The following is an 18,292-nucleotide window of genomic DNA, read 5'->3' on the forward strand; positions in this document are numbered from 1 at the left end:
AGTGGATCACCGGATCCGTTCCCCCAGGGACGGGCGGCGGTACACGGGGCGAGGAGCGGTGCAATGGGGCGTGCCACACGGCGGTCGAGGACGCGGAAGAACCGGCCGTTCTGGGTGGAGCTGCCGCTCCTCATAGGTATCGCCCTGGTGCTGGCCCTGCTCATCAAGACCTTCCTGGTGCAGGCCTTCTCGATCCCCTCGGACTCCATGCAGAACACCCTCCAGCAGGGCGACCGGGTCCTGGTCGACAAGCTGACGCCCTGGTTCGGGTCCGAGCCGGAGCGCGGTGAGGTCGTCGTCTTCCACGACCCGGCGGACTGGCTCGCGGGCGTGCCCGTGGACGAGCCCAACACCGTGCAGAAAGTACTGAGCTTCATCGGCGTGATGCCCTCCGCGGAGGAGAAGGACCTCATCAAGCGGGTCATCGGCGTCGGGGGCGACACCGTGGAGTGCGCGGGCGACGGGCCGGTGAAGGTCAACGGCACCGCCCTGGACGAGCCGTACGTCTTCCCCGGCAACACCCCCTGCAGCAACGACGAGGGCGGCCGCTTCAAGGTCACCGTGCCCGACGGCAAGATCTGGGTGATGGGGGACCACCGCCAGGCCTCCGCGGACTCCCGCTACCACCAGGACGACCCGAACCGGGGCATGGTCCCGGTCGACGAGGTCGTCGGACGGGCCGTCGTCGTCGCCTGGCCGGTCGGCCGCTGGAGCACTCTGCCGGTGCCGGAGACCTTCAAGAACGTGCCCGACAGGCCCTAGAGGACGCCCCGGCGCGCCGGGAAGTTCCGTACGTAGCGGCGCTGCCAGGGCGTCTCCACCGCACGCGGGCGGTAGCCGGCGCGCACGAACGCCACCGCCTCGTCGGCGGGTACCCCGTCCAGGACGGCCAGGCAGGCCAGGGCCGTCCCGGTGCGCCCCGTCCCACCGCCGCAGGCCACCTCGACCCGGCTCCCGGCGGCCCGGTCCCATACCTCCTCCAGGAGGTCCCGCGCCGCCGCCCGGTCCGCCGGCAGCCGGAAGTCCGGCCACCGCAGCCACCGTGACTCCCAGGCGACCGGGGGCGGGGTCCGCCCCAGGAGGTAGACGGCGAAGTCGGGTTCGGGGCCCGCGGGCCCGGGCTTGCGCAGACCACGGCCGCGTACCAGGCGTCCGGAGGGCAGGGCCAGTACGGCCGGGTCGGAGGCGTTCCACGTCTCGGTCATACGTCCCAACCTAACGACCCGGCAGCCGCCGGTGGTACGCATCGGAACGGGCGGGCGAAGATCAGACGGCGGCGTCGAGATCCTGCGCGAGCAGCTCCGCCAGCTCCTCGACCGCCGCCCGCGCCCCGTCGCCCTCGGCGCTGAGCACCACGGTCTCGCCGTGCGGGGCGGCCAGGGCCAGCACCGCGAGCATGCTGCGGGCGTCGACCGGGTCACGGCCCTCGCGGGCGATGGTCACCTTGACCGGCTGGCGGGCGGCGGCCTTGACGAACAGCGACGCCGGACGGGCGTGCAACCCGCTGCGCGAGGCTATGGCGACGGTCTGCTGGTGCATGGATCACTCCTCGGAAGAAACTGCGGACACGGATCGGTGTGCGGGGGTGTTCAGGCGGCGACGGTGACCCGGGGGTCGTCGGAGCCCGTGGCCTCCGCGTCCCCGGCGCTTTCCGGCGCTTTCCGGCGGGCGCCCTTGAGCAGGACGACGAGTGCGGTCGCCACGAGCGTCCCGGCGGCGATGGCGAGCAGATAGAGGAACGGCTCGCCGATCAGCGGGACGACGAAGACGCCGCCGTGCGGGGCGCGCAGCGTCGCGCCGAAGGCCATCGACAGCGCGCCGGTGACCGCACCGCCCGCCATCACCGACGGGATGACCCGCAGCGGATCGGCGGCGGCGAAGGGGATCGCGCCCTCGGTGATGAACGAGGCGCCCAGCACCCAGGCCGCCCGGCCGTTCTCGCGCTCGGTCTTCGTGAACAGCTTCCTGCGTACGGTGGTGGCGAGCGCCATCGCCAGCGGCGGGACCATTCCGGCGGCCATCACCGCGGCCATCACCTTCAGGCTGCCGTCGGTCGGGTCGGCGAGACCGCCGACCGCGAAGGCGTACGCCACCTTGTTCAGCGGGCCGCCCATGTCGAAGCACATCATCAGCCCGAGGACGACGCCGAGGATCACCGCGTTGGAGCCCGACAGACCGTTCAGCCAGTCCGTGAGCGCGTTCTGCAGCGAGGCGATGGGCTTGCCGACCACGATGAACATCAGGAAGCCCACGACCGCCGAGGCGATCAGGGGGATCACCAGGACCGGCATGATGCCGCGCAGGGTCGCGTGGACCGGGACCCGCTGGATGGCCATCACCACCGCACCGGCCAGCAGACCGGCGACCAGACCTCCGAGGAACCCGGCGTTCACCGTGAGCGCGATGGCGCCGCCGACGAAACCGGGCACCAGCGCAGGCCGGTCCGCCATCCCGTACGCGATGTACCCGGCCAGCACCGGCACCAGGAACGCGAAGGCCGCCGAGCCGATCTGGTTGAGCAGCGCCGCCCAGCTGTCCGCCTCGCCCCAGACGAAGTGGTCGGCCACCGACTTGGCGCTCGCTATCTCGTAGCCGCCGATGGCGAACGACAGGGCGATCAGTAGACCGCCCGCCGCGACGAACGGCACCATGTAGCTCACGCCGGACATCAGATACGTACGGAGCCGGACGCCGAAGTGCGCGTGATCCGCGCCGGATCCGCCCCCGTCGCCGGAGTCCGTGGATCCGCCGTCCTCGGACACGGCGGCGATCTCTCCGCGTTCCGCCTTGCGGCGGGCCTCGGCGATCAGCTCGGCGGGCCGGTTGATGCCCGCCTTCACCCCGACGTCGACCAGCGGCTTGCCCCGGAAGCGGCCCTTCTCCCGGACCTCCACGTCATGCGCCCAGATCACGGCGTCCGCTGCCGCGACGACCGCGGGGTCCAGCTTCCTGAAGCCGGCCGAGCCCTGGGTCTCCACCGTCACCTCGACCCCTTCGGCACGGCCCGCGGCCGCCAGGGACTCGGCCGCCATGTAGGTGTGGGCGATGCCGGTGGGGCAGGAGGTGACCGCGACGATCCGGAACGGCGCGGACCCGGCCGCGGTGGCGTCATCCTCCTCCGGCTCGGGCTCCGGCTCGGGCTCCTCGGTGGGTTCCTCGCCCCGGATCAGCGCGGCCACCGCCCCCGGGTCCGTCCCGGCGCGCAGCGCGGCGGTGAACTCCGGGTCCATCAGCCTGCGGGCCAGGGCCGACAGGATGGTGAGGTGGTCGTCGTCGGCCCCGGCCGGGGCGGCGATGAGGAAGATCAGGTCGGCCGGACCGTCGGCCGCCCCGAAGTCGATGCCCGCCGCGCTGCGCCCGAAGGCCAGTGTCGGGGCGCTCACATGCTCGCTGCGGCAGTGCGGGATGCCGATGCCGCCGTCGAGACCGGTCGGCATCTGCGCCTCGCGGGCCGCGACATCGGCCAGGAAGCCGTCGATATCGGTGACGCGGTGCGCGGCCACCATCCGCTCGGCGAGCGACCTCGCGGCGGCGTCCTTCGTTGCGGCGGACAGATCGAGGTCGACCAGTTCCGCGGTGATCAGCTCACTCATCGCGGTGCTCCTTGCTCGGGGACCGCCGTGCGGCGGCTCGGGGGGACGGGGCGGCGGGCTCGTACGGGTGGGGTCCGTACTGGAGTTGCGGGAGTTGCGGGAGTTGCGGGAGTTGCGGGAGTTGCGGGAGTTGCGGGGGGTGGTGCGGGGGTCATGGGGCGGGCTCCGTCAGCGCGCGGTCCAGGGGCACGTCGGAGGTCGTCACGACCGACGGCAGATCGAGGTCGGCCGGGGTGGGCATGAGGCTTCCGGCCAGCTGTACGGCCGCGGCCCCATGGGCGACGGCCGAGGTGAGGGCGTCCGGGCCCTGCCCGCCCGCCGCCAGGAACCCGGCGAGCGAGGCGTCCCCGGCGCCGACATTGCTGCGTACGGCGGTCACCGGGGCGGTGGCGAAATACGCGCCCGAGGCCTCGGCCAGCAGCTGCCCGTCCGCGCCCAGGCTCGCCAGCACCGACCGGGCGCCGCGCTCACGCAGCTCCTCGGCCGCCTTCAGCGCGTCGCCCAACGTGGCGAGCGGCCGGCCGACGGCCTCCGCGAGCTCCTGGGCGTTGGGCTTGATCACGTCGGGCCCTCCGGCGAGCGCGGCGGTGAGCGCCGCACCCGAGGTGTCCAGCGCGATCCGCGCACCGGCGCGGTGGCTCCGCTCGACCAGCTCCGCGTACCACTGCGGCGGCAGTCCGCGCGGCAGGCTCCCGCAGCAGGCGATCCAGTCGGCGGCCGGCGAGCGGACCCGTACCGCCTCCAGAACGTCCTCCGCCTCGGCCGGACTCAGTTCGGGGCCCGTCGCGTTGACCTTGGTGAGGGTGCCGTCGGGTTCGACGAGCGTGACGTTGATCCTGGTTTTCCCGGCGATCGGCACACCGGCCGCCTCGATGCCGAGATCGCCGAGCAGCCGGGCCAGCAGTGCTCCCTCCGGGCCGCCCATCGGGGCGACGGCGACCGTGCGGTGCCCGGCCGCCGCGACCGCGCGCGAGACGTTGACGCCCTTGCCGCCCGGGTCGACGCGGTCGGCCGTGGCGCGCAGCACCGTGCCGCGGGTCAGTGCGGGCAGCTCGTAGGTGCGGTCCAGGCTGGGGTTGGGGGTGACGGTGAGGATCATGCGCGTACTACTTCCGTGCCCCGGCTCTCGATGGAGCGGGCGTCGTCGGGGCTGAGGCCCGTGTCGGTGATGAGCAGGTCCACATCGGTGAGATCACCGAAGCGGGCGAAGTGCTCCTGCCCGAACTTGCCGGAGTCGGCGAGCAGGACGACCCGGCGTGCCGCCTTGACCACGGCCCGCTTCACCGCGGCCTCGGCGAGGTCGGGCGTGGTCAGACCGCGGTCGGGACAGAAGCCGTTGGTGGCGAGGAAGACCACGTCGGCGTTGATCTCGGCGTACGAACCGAGCGCCCAGGCGTCGACCGCCGCGCGGGTACGGTGCCGGACCCGGCCGCCCACCAGATGCAGCGCGATGCCGGGGTGGTCGGCGAGCCGGGCGGCCACCGGCAGCGCGTGCGTCACCACGGTCAGTGCCGCGTCGACGGGGACGGCGGCGGCGAGCCGCGCGGTGGTGGTGCCGGCGTCGACGATCACATTGCCGTCGGCGGGCAGTTCGGCGAGGGCGGCCTGCGCGATCCGGTCCTTCTCGTCGGCGGCGAGGGCGTCGCGCTCGGTGAGGTCGGGCTCGAAGTCGAGCCGCCCGACGGGGATCGCCCCACCGTGCACCCGGCGCAGCAGCCCTGCCCGGTCCAGGGCCTTGAGATCGCGCCGGACGGTCTCGGCCGTCACCTGGAACTCCTCGGCCAGCGACAGCACGTCGACCCGGCCGCTCTCCTGGGCGAGGCGGAGTATCTCCTGCTGACGCTCCGGTGCGTACATGTGGTTTCGTTTCCGTTTCATGCCCGAGTCTGTGGTTTCGCGCTCAGGTTACGTCCGAGGTGCGGGAATGTAAACACATTCGGGCGAGGAGTGGGCATGAGCGGAGGCCCGGCTCGTCGGCGGACGTGTGCGCGCACAGCCGGGCGGGGCGCGCCCAGGTGCACGGCGCGCCCCGCCCGGCTGGTCCGGTCACTGCGGCTCGGGTGCGTCCTTGCCCAGAGGGCGGGCCAGCAGGGGAGCCCCCGGGACCTGATGGCCGCCGCTGGCGAGCATCCGGACTTCGCCACGGTCGCTGATCTCGGCGCGCACGATCCCCGTCTCGTCCTCGTACACGGGGGATCCGCCCGCCCCCAGCCGGTCGGTGATCCGGACGGAGACCACGTCGTCCGCGGCGCCGGACATCTGGAAGATGAGCTCATAACGCTCGGTGTGCACCATGTGATCCATGACGGCCTCCGGGCCGGGCGCGGGGAATACGGCCCTGCCGCCATTGTTTCGCACCTCGGCGTCCGTCGCCCGGGGAGCGACGGCCAACGGGCGGACCCGCCCGGTCGATCGGGTGGTTCCCCGGTAGGACAACATGACCGATGGCTCGGAAGGCTAGGCATGCGTGCATGAGACTTGAGCCTCGACGAATGAACAGTGCCTCCTCCCGTTCCCGCACCCTCAAGACGGTCGGCGCCCTCGGCATGGCCGCCGCCGCGGCCGTGCTGATGACCGGATGCGGTCAGAGCTCGGACAGCGCGACGAGCGCGGCCACCTCCGAGGCCGCGAAGGTCGTTCCGCAGAAGCAGACGACCTCGCCCTCGGCCAGTGCCGAGCTCACCGAGGACCAGCAGGAGCGCAAGAAGGCGCTCGACGCCACGAAGGTCACCTTCGACGACGCGGCCACCACGGCCACCGGCGAGGTGGCCGGCGGCAAGCTGGTCGATCTGGACCTGGAAGGCGTGGACGACGACGACCGCGAGAGCCCCAGCCCCACCGCCACCGGTAGCCCGACCGGCACGGCCAGCCCCACCGGAACGGCGAGCCCCAGCGCGAGCCCGGGCGCCGAGGGCCCCGCCTGGGTCGCCGAGGTCGCGGAGAAGGACGGCACGGTCCACACCGTCCGGATCAACGCGGTCGACGGCAAGGTGATCGAAGCCCGTGTCGACGCGGATCAGGACGCGGACGACAAGAAGGAGACCGCCGACCGGCTGGCCCAGGCCACCCAGACCCCGCAGCAGGCGGCCAAGGTCGCCACCGAGAAGAAGAAGGGGACGGTCACCTCCGTCAGCCTCGACGACAACGAGGGCAACGGCGTCATCTGGCAGGTCGATGTGGTCGGTTCCGACTGGAAGAAGACGACCTTCGACGTGGACGCCAAGAACGACACCATCATCCGCGAGGAGACCGACAGCGACTGACCGTCGCCCCGCCTGACCCGCGAAGGGGTACGCCGGACACCCGGCGTACCCCTTTCCCCATGCCGGACAGGTCCTGGGACCTGTGGTCGTACTGCCGCCTGCCGGGCGACGACGGCAGTATGACGACAGGCCTCAGTACGCGCCGTCCGGCTTCCGGCGGTCGAGCAGCCGGCAGACGAAGTCCTCCTGGAGCGCGCGGAGGGTGGCCAGCAGTCGCGGATTCGTCGTGCTGTTCACCTGCGAGGTGAGGGAGACGGTCAGCGACCGCTTGCCGTCCTTCGTCCCGGCGGCCAGCTGCGTGTAGCCGGGGAAGTTGCCGGTGTGGCCGTACACGGTGCCGCAGCGCGTCGTGTACGAGAACAGGGCGAGACCGGCCCTGTTGCGTCCGGGACCGGCGGGTTCGGAGCTGCCCGCGACGAAGGACAACTGCTGCCTGCGGACCGACGGACCGAGCCCCAGCCCTCCCGCGTAGCCGCGCATGAAGGCCCCCAGGTCCCGGGGGGTGGAGACGATGCCGCCCGACGCCCACACACCCGAGGCGCTGAGCACCGTGCTGACGTCCTCCGGTGCGTCCGGCGGGTCCACCGCGTAGCCGTGCAGATAGGGCTCGGGCAGCCGGTAGCCCTGCGGGAGGCTGGTGTCGCGCAGGCCGAGCGGCCGGTACACGAGGTCGGCGAGGAGCTTCTCGTACCGCTGCCCCGTCGCCGCCTCTGCCATCAGCGCCACGGCGATGTTGTCGGAGTTGGAGTAGCGGTACGCCGATCCCGGCCGGAACCGCAGCGGGTCACCGGCGACGTAGTCCAGCAGCCGGCGGGAGTCGAAGTGCCGGCGCGGGTCGGCCGTCAGCTCGGCGATGAACGTGGGGTCCTCCGTGTAGTCGGGGAGCCCGCTGGTGTGGTTGAGGAGCTGGCGGAGCGTCACCCGGTGCCAGGCGGCGGGCAGCCGGGGCAGCCGCCGGCCGATGGTGTCGTCCAGACCGAGCGCGCCCCGCTCGGTCAGCTGCAGGGCGACCGAGCCGCTGAAGGCCTTCGCCGTGCTGGCGATCCGCATGTGGTCGGTGGTCCGGGGCGGGCGGTCCGTGCCGAGCTGCGACGTGCCGGCCCGGTACACCTCGCTCCTGCCGCCCGCCGTGAGGACGGCGATGGCGCCGGGCGGCCCTCCCGGGGTGTCCACGAGCGCCTGGAGCCCGCGCTGCAACGCCGGGTCGGCCGGCCCGTGCCGGCCGTCGCCCCCATCGCTGCCCGCATGGGCCGGGCCGGTCATCAGCCCGGCGAGCGACGCGGCCGCCAGAGCGGCGACGACGGCTCTTCGCCGCAGCGTCCGACTGCGCGGGAGCGGGGCGTCTTGAAGGGAACCTGCGGGCACGGGGCCTCCTGGGAGCGGTGGGCGTCGGGCGGGCGGCAGCGGTACGGTCCGCTCCCGCGAGCCCCAGCATCCGGCGGCCGCGCGGGGCTTGCCCCCGAGGTGGACCATCCGGCCGATCACCGCCACACCGGCGGAGTCCGGCGCGCACCGCCCTTCCGTCCTCCGCCGCGGCATGCTCCGGCAGCGCCGGTCAGCGGACCGGGGGAGCACCCCCGCTCAGATCCAGGACGTACCGCCGCCCGGGACGGTCGCCGAACATGACGTCCTCCAGCGGCTCGAACCCCGTGCGCGCCAGCACCGTGCGGGATCCCGTGTTGTCGAGCGTCGTCTCCGCGCGCAGCGCGGTGAGCCCGTACTCCTCGACCGCCAGGACGCAGACCTGCTGGACCGCCCAGGTGGCCAGCCCCCGCCCCGCGGCCTTCTCCGCTATCCGGTAGCCCAGCTCGGCCGAACCGTCCCGCACCCCGACGAGGTTGATCCGGCCGAGGACGGCGCCGTCGTCCTCCTCGATGAGGTGGAAGTGGTGCAGCCCCGCGTCCTGCTCGGCGAGCAGCTCGCGGTGGCGTTCGGCGAACGCGGCGAAGTAGTCGTCGCCCCGGTCGGAGATGGACGCGGCGAAGTAGGCCCGGTTCTCCCGCTCGAAGGCGAGCAGAGCCTCGGCATGGTCGGGACGGAGCCGGCTGATGGACGTCATACCGGGATGCTAGGCGTTGTCCCGCCGGGGTGTCCGGCGGCCGGCGCCCACCGCCGTAGGTCGGGTGCCGGTGCGGCGGGCGGTTCCGGCTCGGACGGTCCGCGATCTCCGGGCCTATCCGGGCTGCCCGCGCTCCAGCGCGTGGGCCAGGCCGCGTTCGGCGTCGTCGGCCGAGGCGCGCCGGTAGGCCCGCTCGTACGCGGAGTCGCCTGCGGCCTGCCGGGCCCGGAGCTCCCACTGCTCACGGATCGCCCCGAGCTCCGGGGTGCCCCGGTGCGGGTGGCCGATCATGCGCCAGTACGCGTGCCCGGTACCGGAGGCACGGGCCGCGGCCACCCCGTTCCCCTGGGCGGCGATGGCGCCGGCGAGCAGATCGAGGCCGAGCGCTATGCCGAGGCTGTCATGGAGCTCGTGCTTGCTCGCGAGCATCGCCCGCGCGTGGCTCTCGGCGTGCCGGGGGCGGCCCTGGAGCAGGTGGATGAGGGCGAGTTGGTGATCGGCGTAGGCCCGTGCCCAGTGCTCGCCGAACCGCAGGCTGATCCGCTGGAGCCGCATGGCCTCCTCGTACGCCTCGTCGAGCCGGCCGAGCGCGGACAGCGAGAACAGGCGTATCACCCGGCAGCGCAGCTGCGAGGGCGCGTCCGCCGGGTCGCCCGGGTGGTGGCGCAGCGCGCGGTCGCTGACGGAGTGCGCGGTGAGCGGCCGGCCCATCATCAGATACGTGAAGCTCATGGAGTGGGCCGCGAGGAGCATGGCCTCGGGGTCCTCGTCCCGGCGGGCCGCGTGCCCGCACTCCTCGCCGGTACGACCGGCCGCCTCGTGGTCACCCTGCAGGGTCAGCGTGATTCCCAGGGCCCAGAGCGCCCGGGTGCGGTGCGGACCGGCGGAGAGCGGCAGGGCGAGCACCCGCTGCAGATACGTACGGGCCTGGTGCAGATGGCCGCAGCAGCTCCAGAAGAGGCCGACGCACCCGGCCATCTCCATCGCCATCTCCGGGTCCTCGGCCAGCAGATGGTCCAGGGCCGCGCACAGGTCCGCGTGGGAGTCGGCGATCCGGTGGTACCAGAGCACCTGCGAAGGACCCAGCCAGCCCGCGTACGCCTGGACGGAGACATGGGCGAAGTGCCGGGCGTGCCGGTCCGCGAAGAGCGAGTCCTCGGCCAGCTCGGCCAGCCACATCGCGCCGTACTCGCGCAGAGTGTCCAGCATCCGGTAGCCGTCCGCGGTACGCCGGAGCACGGACTGGTCGGCCAGGCGCTCCAGGGCGGGGGCGACGGCCTCGGTGTCCAGCGGTCCGCCCGCGCACACCGCCTCGGCGTCCGGAGTCGTGATGACGCCGCGGAAGACGGAGAGCCGCGCCCACAGCAGCCGCTCCAGCGGTGCGCAGAGCTCGTGGCTCCAGCCGATCGTGGTGCGCAGGGCACGGTGGCGGCGGGGCCAGAGGGTGTCGTCGGTGAGGTCCTCCATCCGGGAGGCCAGCCGCCCGGTGATCTCCTGCGGGCTGCTGTCGCGGAGCTGGGCGCAGGCCAGTTCGACGGCGAGCGGTATGCCGTCGAGACGGTGGCAGATCTCGCTGACGGCGGCCGTGCTGCCGGGGTCGTCGAGCGCGAGGCCCGGGGCGACGGCGGCCGCGCGTTCGTGGAAGAGCCGGACGGCATCGTCGCCGTCCTCGCCCGCGGACAGCGGCGGCACCTCGACGCACAGCTCGTCCGCGGCGTCCAGCGGCTCCCTGCTGGTGGCCAGGACCGTCAGCCCCGGGGCCGCGGCGAGCAGTTCGGCGACGAGCAGCCCGCAGGGGCCGACGATCCGTTCGCAGCAGTCGAGAACGAGGAGCAGGCTCTTCTCGGAGAGCCATTCGCCGAGCGCGGCCACCGGCCGGCGGGTGCTGTGGTCCAGGAGCCCGACGCCGTCGCAGACCGTCGTGGCGAGCAGTTGCTCGTCGTGCAGATGGGAAAGGTCGGCCCACCAGACGCCGTCGGCGTAATGGTCCCGGGCGCGCTCGGCCGTGCGCAGGGCCAGTCGGCTCTTGCCGACCCCACCGGGGCCGGTGAGCGTGACCAGCCGATGATCTCGAAGTGCCCGTTCGACGCTGACCAGTTCGCTGTTGCGGCCGACGAAGCTGGTCGTCACGACGGGGAGGTTGCCCATCACGGGGACATCCTGCCTCGCCGTGACCCATCGCCTCCGTTCATAGCGAAAAGCAGTCAGAAACGGCCGACAACGCATCCTGTTCGATCGTCAAGTGGCATCGGTCGAAAGGTCATGGGGGCGCCGGCCCCCCGGCGTCCGCCGCATCCGCCGTACCTGTATCCGCGCTATCCGTGCCTGTCCACGCCGTCTGCCGATGACCCGGCGTCGAGAACCGTGGCCAGCGACTCCAGCGACGCCACCGGATCGGGACCGACCGGGGCCAGGACGGAGTCGGTGACGCCCGCCGACCACAGTCCGTCGAGGCGGGCCCGGGCCTCCTGCGGGGTGCCGGCCACGGCGAGTCGCGCGACCTGGCCGTCGGGCAGCCGTCGGACGAACTCCCCACGGTCGGCGCACCCGGCCCGCAGCGCGGCCAGCTCGTCGGCGAACGGGAGCGGCGCGATGTGCGCGTGCCAGTCGGGCTCGCCGATCCACTCCAGCGCGGGGCGGGCGGCGGCCAGCGCGGTGCCCCGGTCGGCGTCCACGGACGCGACGTTGTACGCGACCAGGCGGTGGGGGCGGTCGGCGGCGATGTGCCCGAGCGCCGCCCGGGCGTACTCGGGTGCGACCGGCTCCGCGAGGACCGTCCCGTCGGCCACCTCGCCGGAGACGGCCAGCGACCTGGGGCCTCGGACACCGGCCAGGATGTCCGGCACGATCCCGGGCAGCGCGCTGGGGTCGAGCTGTACGCCGTCGAGGTGGACGTACTGCCCGCGCCGCTGCGTGAGCTCGCCGCGCAACAGCGCCCGCAGGGCGTCGACGTACTCGCGGAGGAAGGTCAGCGGGCTCCGGGGCCACTGACCGACGCTGCGCATCCAGTGGGGCATGCCGTGCCCCACGGCGACATCGACCCGGCCGGGGAAGAGCTGCGCCAGCGACGCGATCTCCAGCGCCGCGAACGCCACGTTGCGGGCGCCGGCGGGCAGCAGTCCGATGCCGACCCGGATGCGCTCGGTGGAGGCCAGCACGGCGGCCGCCTGGGCGATGCCCCCGCGGAATCCGAGGTCCTCGACCACCCAGACGGAGCCGAACCCCAGCTCCTCGGCCCGGCGCGCGTACGGCAGGATCCGGTCGGCGGGCAGGTCGCGCGGCAGCAGGACGCCCACGGTCCGGTCGGTGGCGGGGGAACGCACAGGTGGTCTCCTTCGGTAGGCGGCCGGGCGACGGCGATCAGTACATCCGCCGCCCCGTTCCGTGTCCGGTGAAGATAGCGAAGAGCCGGTGGCGGACCGGGCGGCGGTACGGCCGGGCGGCGTTGTCGTACCCCTGCACTACGTTGCTGGCATGACGCAATTCGTACTGGTGGCAGGGGCCTGGCTCGGCTCGTGGGCGTGGCGTGAGGTGGAGCCCGGTCTGCGCGAGGCCGGTCACGGGGTCCACCCGCTGACGCTGTCGGGCCTCGCCGAGAAGCAGGGAGTGGCGGCCGGGCAGCGGACGCACGTCGAGGACATCACCGGGCTGGTCGAGCGCCTCGACCTGCGCGACGTGGTGCTGGTCGGACACAGCTACGCGGGCATCCCGGTCGGGCAGGCGGCGACGCGGATCGGCGACCGGCTCGCCCACGTCGTGTTCGTCGACTCCAACGTCCCGGCCGACGGCGAGTCCTTCGTCTCCGGCTGGCCGGACGGCCGGGCCGGCGTGGAGGCCGCCATCGCCGCCAACGGGGGCTTCTGGCCGCCGCCGGCCGCCGCCGACTGCGCGGACCAGGGCCTCACCGACGAACAGATCGCCCGGTTCCTCGCCGGCTCGACCCCCCACCCCGGCACCACCCTCACCGAGCCCGCGACCCTGACCCGGTCCCCGGGGCTGCTGCCCACGACGTACGTCAAGTGCCTGCTCGACTGGCCCGAGCCGAGCGCCGAGGTGGCCGAGCTGCTGAAGAGCGAGCGGTGGCGGCTGGTCACCATGGACACCGGTCACTGGCCGATGTTCTCGCAGCCGGGCGAGCTCGCCCGGATTCTGCTGGACGCCGCGGGACAGGCCGCGTGAGGATGCCGACCCCTTCCGGCCCGGAGCGGCGGTCCCCGGCCGAAGCGGCCACGGAGCACCCGGAGATCACCTACATCGGATGCGCCCGCTGCGGCACCCTGATCGCGGGCCTCGACGGGCGGTACGCCTGCTCGGGCTGCGGCTGGGTCAACGAGTGGACCGAGGGCCACCGGCCGCTGCCCGCGGCCCGGCGGCGGCGGCGCGCCCAGGGGGCACCCCCGCCCGCTCCCGCAACAGCTCACAGCGGCCCGTCCACCGGGACGGCGCGGAACCCGCCGCCGAGAGCGGCTCGGAACGCACGAACCGACGACGACTGACGGCCTCGCCGCAGGAGGAGAGCACGACATGTCCGACCCGCACGACACCGGGACGGTCCGCGCGTCCCTGGCCGATACAGCCGCCCTGCTCGCCCCGGCGCACCCCGCCGTGGCCGAGGAGGTGCTGCGCGCCCACGACAGCCCGCACGAGTACGTGAGCGCCTTCGCGGACCGGCTGGCTGACCGGGGCATCGACGAGCCGGTGGACAACCTCGCCTGGATCGCGCTCGTCGACGCGCTCGACGCACACGGGCTGCTCGCGGAGTTCGACTGGAAGGAGGACGCGCAGGAGATCCGGGCCCGGCTGCAGAAGCTGGAATCGCGGCCCTCCGTCGACCCGTGGGTGCTCTTCGAGGCCCGGGAGACGGGTCTGCCGACCGACAGGTTCCTCGACGCCTGCGGCCGCCACTACCGGGAGATCGGCGCGGCGCTGGCCGTCCTGGACATCGACTCCGACTGCTATCCGGTGGTGGGCCTGCGGGCGGCCCGTGCCGTCGAGCTGACCGCCCTCGCCGCCCGTGCGGGCTTTCCCGTGCGGCATCTCGGCGCGGGCCGCCGCAGGCGGTGACGGAGCAGCCGCCCGCGGCCGCCGGGGGAGGGGCGGGGCGCCGTTCCAGCAGGTGCGGGGTGGTCCCGGCACGTGATGACGAATCGCCCTCGCCGCCGCCCACCACGTACACTCGCCCCCGCCTCCGCCGACCGGCAGAGGCTTTTCGCACCAGACCGACGGGGAAAATCCGTATGAGTTCCGCAGACAGCACCGAAGCACCGATCTACGCCGGCCTCGTGGAGGAGCACGGCGACGTGCCCGCCGAAGTGCGCCGGGTGGCCGAGGAGGTCCTGCGCGAGGCCGACCGCGCCATCGATTTCGGCGCGGTGCGGACAGCCGCCGCAGCCCGCTAGCCGGCAGCCGGAACCCCCGGCCGCAGCCGCCCCAGGGCGGACAAGTCCATCACGGGACGATAAACGTCCTGCAACTATTGCCATATTCTTGCGTTCACGACGCGATGGCTTGCTGAACAGCCGCCGCAAGTGGAAGTGGGTGAGGCCGCGGCAGGCCGGGCGCCGAACGGTGCGCCCGATGCCCCCGCGGCCCCCCCGCCCGCCCGTCGTGACCGCCCCGGCGGCCGCGCTTCGGTGAGCGGTCCACGCACCCGCGTGGAGAGCGCTCCCAGCCGGCCGCCGAGGGGCGGGAGGCCGCAGATCCGGTGCCGAACGCCGCACCGGCCGGACCTCCGCCCTCTCCCGAGCGGCTTTCCCGCGCGTTTCGCCAGGTGCCCCAGCCTGTCCCGGCATCTCCCTCTCCTCCGTCACCGATGCCCGCTTCCCTGGCGTCGGCCGTACGCGACCCGTAGCCACGGCCTGCACGGTCGAGGAAACCCTGTGCGGTTCTGGTGGCCCATCAACACTCACAGAACGTGATGCGGTCGTAATCTTGCAAATTTGGATCGGAATATTGCGTTGGTCTGCTCGCCGTTCTATCGTGACGCTCCGATCAAGGCCGTGCTTGGGTGTCACCCCGGAGGAGCCGTAATGAAGCCGCGCAATCTTGCGATCTTGCTGACCACAGGTCTCGTCGTGAGCCTCGCTGCCTGTGGCAGCGACTCGGAGTCCGACGCGGGAGGAGGGGTGGCCATCACCGTGGCCTGTCAGCCACCGAAGACCGCACCGAAGCAGCGCGAGGCGTGGAACGACGACGTCGCCGCGTTCGAGAAGGCGCATCCGGGGGTCACGGTCAAGAGCACCGATCAGCAGCCGTGCTTCGACCCGAAGACGTTCGCCGCGAAGCTCGCCGGCGGACAGATGGAGACGGTGTTCATGGTGCCGGTCACCAACTACGCCGACGTGATCTCCAAGAAGCAGGCGAAGGACATCACGAACGTCACCGACCTGGTGAAGAACTACGGCGACATCAAGCAGGATGTCAGGGACATGGTCGTCAAGGACGGCAAGACCTACGGCGTTCCCAACGTGAGCTACAGCGTCGGCCTGGTCTACAACCGCAAGCTGTTCAAGGACGCAGGTCTCGACCCCGACGCCCCGCCGAAGACGTGGGACGAGGTCCGTGCCGCGGCGAAGAAGATCGCCGGCCTCGGTGACGACTACGTCGGATACGGCGAGTACGGCGGCGGCAACGTCGGCGGCTGGCACTTCGCGCAGTCCATCTTCAGCCGCGGCGGCGAGATGGTCGTCGACGGCAAGGCCGCGTTCAACAGCCCGGAGGGCAAGGCCGTGCTGCAGACGCTGCACGACATGCGCTGGAAGGACGACAGCGTCGGCAAGAAGGTGCTGATCGGCTGGGAGACGCTGATGCAGCAGATGGCCGCCGGCAAGACGGGCATGATGCTCGGAGCCCCGGACGTCGTCACCGACGTGGTCCAGAAGTTCCAGGGGAAGAAGGACGACTACGGCATCACCGGCATCCCCGAGGGCGAGGCGTCCCTGACCGGCGGCGAGGCCTACATGGTCAACCCGAAGGCGAACGCCGCCCAGACCGAGGCGGCCATGCAGTGGATCGACTTCCAGTTCAACACCCCGGGCAAGGGCCGGCACGACTACGCGCGCGGCAAGGCCAACGGCGAGGCCGTCGGCGTGCCCAACAACGACTACATGGGCGACTCCCCGACCGGTCAGAGGATCGCGGACGCCCGCGAGGAGAACGCCGTCCTGCCGGTCGAGTACTACCAGCCCTACGTGGACACCTCCAAGGGCGTCGAGCTGAAGCTGGAGCCGGCGAAGGCCCAGGAGCTCTACGCGGTGCTCGACGTGCCCATGTCCGCGGTCCTCACGCGGAAGGACGCGGACATGGCGAAGCTGCTCGCGGACGCCGAGTCCAAGGCCAACGGGATTCTGGCCAGGGGCTGACGGCCACTGTCCCGGGTGCCGTCCAGGAGGGGAGGGCGGCACCCCGAGCAGGTCCGGCGGGAGCGGCGTGAACGGGAGATCACCATGCAGACACTCACCATCGAACCGAAGCGGCCGTCCAAGCCGCCTCGCAGACCGGCGGCGAAACGGAAACGGACCGTCCAGGCCAATATCACCGCGTACGGCTTCCTGTGCGCGGCGCTGTTCTGCTTCGCCATGTTCGCCTGGTGGCCGATCATCAGGCAGGTCGTCCTCTCCTTCCAGGAGACCAACCTCGTCGACGAACCCACCTGGGTGGGCCTGGACAACTTCCGTACGGTGGTGGCGGACCCGGCCTTCGGGCAGGCCTGGAAGAACACCGTCGCCTTCACCCTGCTCGCCCTGGTCTGCGGCTATGTGATCCCGTTCGCGGTGGCGATCGTGCTCAACGAACTGCGGCACGCCCGCGGCTACTTGCGCTTCGTGGTCTATCTGCCGGTGATGCTCCCGCCGATCGTCTCGGTGCTGCTCTTCCGCTGGTTCTACGATCCCGGACCGGGCCTGTTCAACCAGGTCCTGGACTTCGCCGGCCTGCCGGCACTGTCCTGGCTCGACTCCTCGGACACCGCGCTGATCTCCCTGGTCATCGTCTCCACCTGGATGAACATGGGATCCGGCGTCCTCATCTACCTCGCCGCCCTGCAGAACATCCCGGGCGATCTGTACGAGGCCGCGGAACTGGACGGAGCCGGGATCCTCAAGCGGATCTGGAACGTCACCGTCCCGCAGACCCGACTGATCCTGCTCCTGATGCTGATGCTCCAGATCGTCGCCACGATGCAGGTGTTCATCGAGCCGTACATGCTCACCGGCGGCGGACCCGAGAACGCGACGGTCACCGTCGCGTACCTCATGTACCAGTACGCCTTCGTGTACGGCGGCAACTACGGGGCGGGCAGCGCGCTCGGCCTGATGCTCATGATCGTTCTCCTTGCGGTCGCCGCGGTGCAGCTCCGGCTGACCCGTGACGAGAAGAGGTAGTCCCGTGGCCAACGCAGTCCACACAACAGCCCACCCCGACACGGCGGGAGGCACCCCCGAGGTGACGCCGCCGCCGACCCACGACAGGACGAAGCGGCGCCGCGCCGCCTGGGCCGACGGTCATGCCCGGACCATCGTCTCGCCCCTGGAACTCAAGTCCCGCTGGGGCAGCCGCATCTACTGGACGGTCCTCGTGGCCATCCTGCTCGTCTTCACCCTGGTCTTCGTCTTCCCGCTGTACTGGATGGTCACCGGGGCGATGAAGTCGGGCGAGGAGATAGCCCAGATGCCGCCCACGCTGTGGCCCGAGAACCCCGACTTCTCGGTGTTCTCGGACGCCTGGGAGCTCTTCGACATCGGGCTGCTCCTGAAGAACACCCTCTTCTACGCGGTCGGAGCCTGGCTCTTCGCCCTCGCCGTCGACGTCACCGCCGCCTACGCGCTGTCCAAGCTGCGCCCGATGTTCGGCAATGTGATCCTCGGCGCGATGCTGGCAACCCTGATGATCCCCCCGATCGTCGTGATGATTCCGGCCTACATCACGGTCGCCGATGTGCCGATCTTCGGCTGGCAGCTGCTCAACTCGCCCTGGGCGATCTGGTTCCCGGTGGCCGCCAACGGCTTCAACATCTTCCTGCTCAAACGGTTCTTCGACTCGATACCCGACGAGATCCTCGAAGCGGCCGAGATCGACGGTGTGCCCCCGTGGCGCGTTCTGGTCTCGATCATCCTGCCGATCTCGCGGCCCATCCTCGGTGTGGTCTCCATCTTCACCGTCGTCCTGGTCTTCAAGGACTTCGTCTGGCCCCTGCTCGTCCTGCCGGACAGCGAGAAGATGACGATCAGCGTGGGGCTCTCGCAGACCGCCGGAGCCGTCACGCAGAACCAGATCATGGCGGGTCTGGTGATCGCGAGCATCCCGATGATCATCGTGTTCTTCTTCTTCCAGCGGAGCATCATGGCCGGTCTCACCGCCGGCAGCCTCAAGGGCTGATC

18 protein-coding genes and 1 pseudogene are annotated in these 18,292 nt (G+C 71.9%); 9 read left to right on the forward strand and 10 right to left on the reverse strand.

The features are described 5' to 3' along the window. Nucleotides 1-63 precede the first annotated feature (63 nt). Nucleotides 64-762 carry a signal peptidase I gene (gene lepB, locus AC0VY3_RS17085; RefSeq protein WP_103512285.1) on the forward strand — a complete coding sequence of 233 codons (699 nt, stop codon included), beginning with the start codon at nucleotides 64-66 and terminating at the stop codon, nucleotides 760-762. Here lepB and AC0VY3_RS17090 read toward each other — a convergent pair. From AC0VY3_RS17090 to AC0VY3_RS17115, 6 genes are all read right to left on the reverse strand, one after another. Then, nucleotides 759-1,205 (reverse strand): protein-tyrosine phosphatase family protein, encoded by a 447-nt coding sequence (locus tag AC0VY3_RS17090; RefSeq protein WP_103512284.1) that lies wholly within the window; start codon nucleotides 1,203-1,205, stop codon nucleotides 759-761. The genes lepB and AC0VY3_RS17090 overlap by 4 nt on opposite strands. 61 nt (nucleotides 1,206-1,266) lie before the next feature. Next, nucleotides 1,267-1,539, reverse strand: coding sequence for an HPr family phosphocarrier protein (locus AC0VY3_RS17095; RefSeq protein WP_030082147.1), 273 nt, complete (start codon nucleotides 1,537-1,539; stop codon nucleotides 1,267-1,269). Between the two features lie 50 nt (nucleotides 1,540-1,589). Next, nucleotides 1,590-3,593, reverse strand: a complete 2,004-nt coding sequence (locus AC0VY3_RS17100; protein ID WP_475549941.1) for a PTS fructose transporter subunit IIABC — start codon at nucleotides 3,591-3,593, stop codon at nucleotides 1,590-1,592. Between the two features lie 151 nt (nucleotides 3,594-3,744). Then, entirely contained in the window at nucleotides 3,745-4,692 is a 948-nt protein-coding gene (pfkB, locus tag AC0VY3_RS17105; protein ID WP_475549942.1) for a 1-phosphofructokinase, read from the reverse strand. Beyond that, on the reverse strand, nucleotides 4,689-5,450 hold the full coding sequence (locus tag AC0VY3_RS17110) for a DeoR/GlpR family DNA-binding transcription regulator (RefSeq protein ID WP_475551690.1): 762 nt from the start codon (nucleotides 5,448-5,450) through the stop codon (nucleotides 4,689-4,691). Before AC0VY3_RS17110 ends, pfkB begins: the two co-directional genes overlap by 4 nt. A gap of 189 nt (nucleotides 5,451-5,639) precedes the next feature. Then, on the reverse strand, nucleotides 5,640-5,888 hold the full coding sequence (locus AC0VY3_RS17115; protein WP_242740980.1) for a DUF6296 family protein: 249 nt from the start codon (nucleotides 5,886-5,888) through the stop codon (nucleotides 5,640-5,642). A gap of 197 nt (nucleotides 5,889-6,085) precedes the next feature. Here AC0VY3_RS17115 and AC0VY3_RS17120 point away from each other — a divergent pair, with 197 nt between their 5' ends. Continuing rightward, nucleotides 6,086-6,856, forward strand: a complete 771-nt coding sequence (locus AC0VY3_RS17120; RefSeq protein ID WP_475549943.1) for a PepSY domain-containing protein — start codon at nucleotides 6,086-6,088, stop codon at nucleotides 6,854-6,856. Nucleotides 6,857-6,988: 132 nt separating this feature from the next. On the opposite strand, the gene AC0VY3_RS17125 is transcribed toward AC0VY3_RS17120, so the two are convergent. The 4 genes from AC0VY3_RS17125 to AC0VY3_RS17140 all read right to left on the reverse strand — a co-directional run bounded on the left by AC0VY3_RS17125 (nucleotide 6,989) and on the right by AC0VY3_RS17140 (nucleotide 12,238). Continuing rightward, a complete protein-coding gene (locus AC0VY3_RS17125; protein WP_475551691.1) occupies nucleotides 6,989-8,119 on the reverse strand; it encodes a serine hydrolase domain-containing protein in 1,131 nt (376 codons plus the stop codon). 292 nt (nucleotides 8,120-8,411) lie between these two features. Further along, a complete protein-coding gene (locus tag AC0VY3_RS17130) occupies nucleotides 8,412-8,915 on the reverse strand; it encodes a GNAT family N-acetyltransferase (RefSeq protein WP_103512279.1) in 504 nt (167 codons plus the stop codon). 114 nt (nucleotides 8,916-9,029) lie between these two features. Continuing rightward, nucleotides 9,030-11,063: an ATP-binding protein gene (locus AC0VY3_RS17135; protein WP_475549944.1), complete on the reverse strand. Its 2,034-nt coding sequence runs from the start codon at nucleotides 11,061-11,063 to the stop codon at nucleotides 9,030-9,032. Nucleotides 11,064-11,230: 167 nt separating this feature from the next. Beyond that, complete coding sequence (locus AC0VY3_RS17140) at nucleotides 11,231-12,238, reverse strand: LLM class flavin-dependent oxidoreductase (protein WP_475549945.1); 1,008 nt, start codon at nucleotides 12,236-12,238, stop codon at nucleotides 11,231-11,233. A gap of 151 nt (nucleotides 12,239-12,389) precedes the next feature. Between AC0VY3_RS17140 and AC0VY3_RS17145 the strand changes: the two genes are divergently transcribed. The 7 genes and pseudogenes from AC0VY3_RS17145 (at nucleotide 12,390) to AC0VY3_RS17175 (ending at nucleotide 18,290) form a co-directional block, all read left to right on the forward strand. Beyond that, complete coding sequence (locus AC0VY3_RS17145; RefSeq protein WP_475549946.1) at nucleotides 12,390-13,094, forward strand: alpha/beta fold hydrolase; 705 nt, start codon at nucleotides 12,390-12,392, stop codon at nucleotides 13,092-13,094. Nucleotides 13,095-13,096: 2 nt separating this feature from the next. Next, nucleotides 13,097-13,300, forward strand: a pseudogene (locus AC0VY3_RS17150) (hypothetical protein); the annotation flags it as partial. A 139-nt stretch (nucleotides 13,301-13,439) separates the two neighbouring features. Continuing rightward, a complete protein-coding gene (locus AC0VY3_RS17155; protein WP_475549947.1) occupies nucleotides 13,440-13,979 on the forward strand; it encodes a DUF6630 family protein in 540 nt (179 codons plus the stop codon). Nucleotides 13,980-14,152: 173 nt separating this feature from the next. Next, a complete protein-coding gene (locus AC0VY3_RS17160) occupies nucleotides 14,153-14,314 on the forward strand; it encodes a hypothetical protein (RefSeq protein WP_179889519.1) in 162 nt (53 codons plus the stop codon). Between the two features lie 654 nt (nucleotides 14,315-14,968). Further along, nucleotides 14,969-16,276, forward strand: coding sequence for an ABC transporter substrate-binding protein (locus AC0VY3_RS17165; RefSeq protein ID WP_475549948.1), 1,308 nt, complete (start codon nucleotides 14,969-14,971; stop codon nucleotides 16,274-16,276). 84 nt (nucleotides 16,277-16,360) lie between these two features. After that, on the forward strand, nucleotides 16,361-17,296 hold the full coding sequence (locus AC0VY3_RS17170) for a carbohydrate ABC transporter permease (protein WP_475549949.1): 936 nt from the start codon (nucleotides 16,361-16,363) through the stop codon (nucleotides 17,294-17,296). A gap of 4 nt (nucleotides 17,297-17,300) precedes the next feature. Beyond that, nucleotides 17,301-18,290, forward strand: coding sequence for a carbohydrate ABC transporter permease (locus AC0VY3_RS17175; RefSeq protein ID WP_475549950.1), 990 nt, complete (start codon nucleotides 17,301-17,303; stop codon nucleotides 18,288-18,290). The last annotated feature ends 2 nt before the right edge of the window (nucleotides 18,291-18,292 follow it).

The sequence above is a fragment of the Streptomyces sp. iso_384 genome (genome assembly GCF_056172905.1).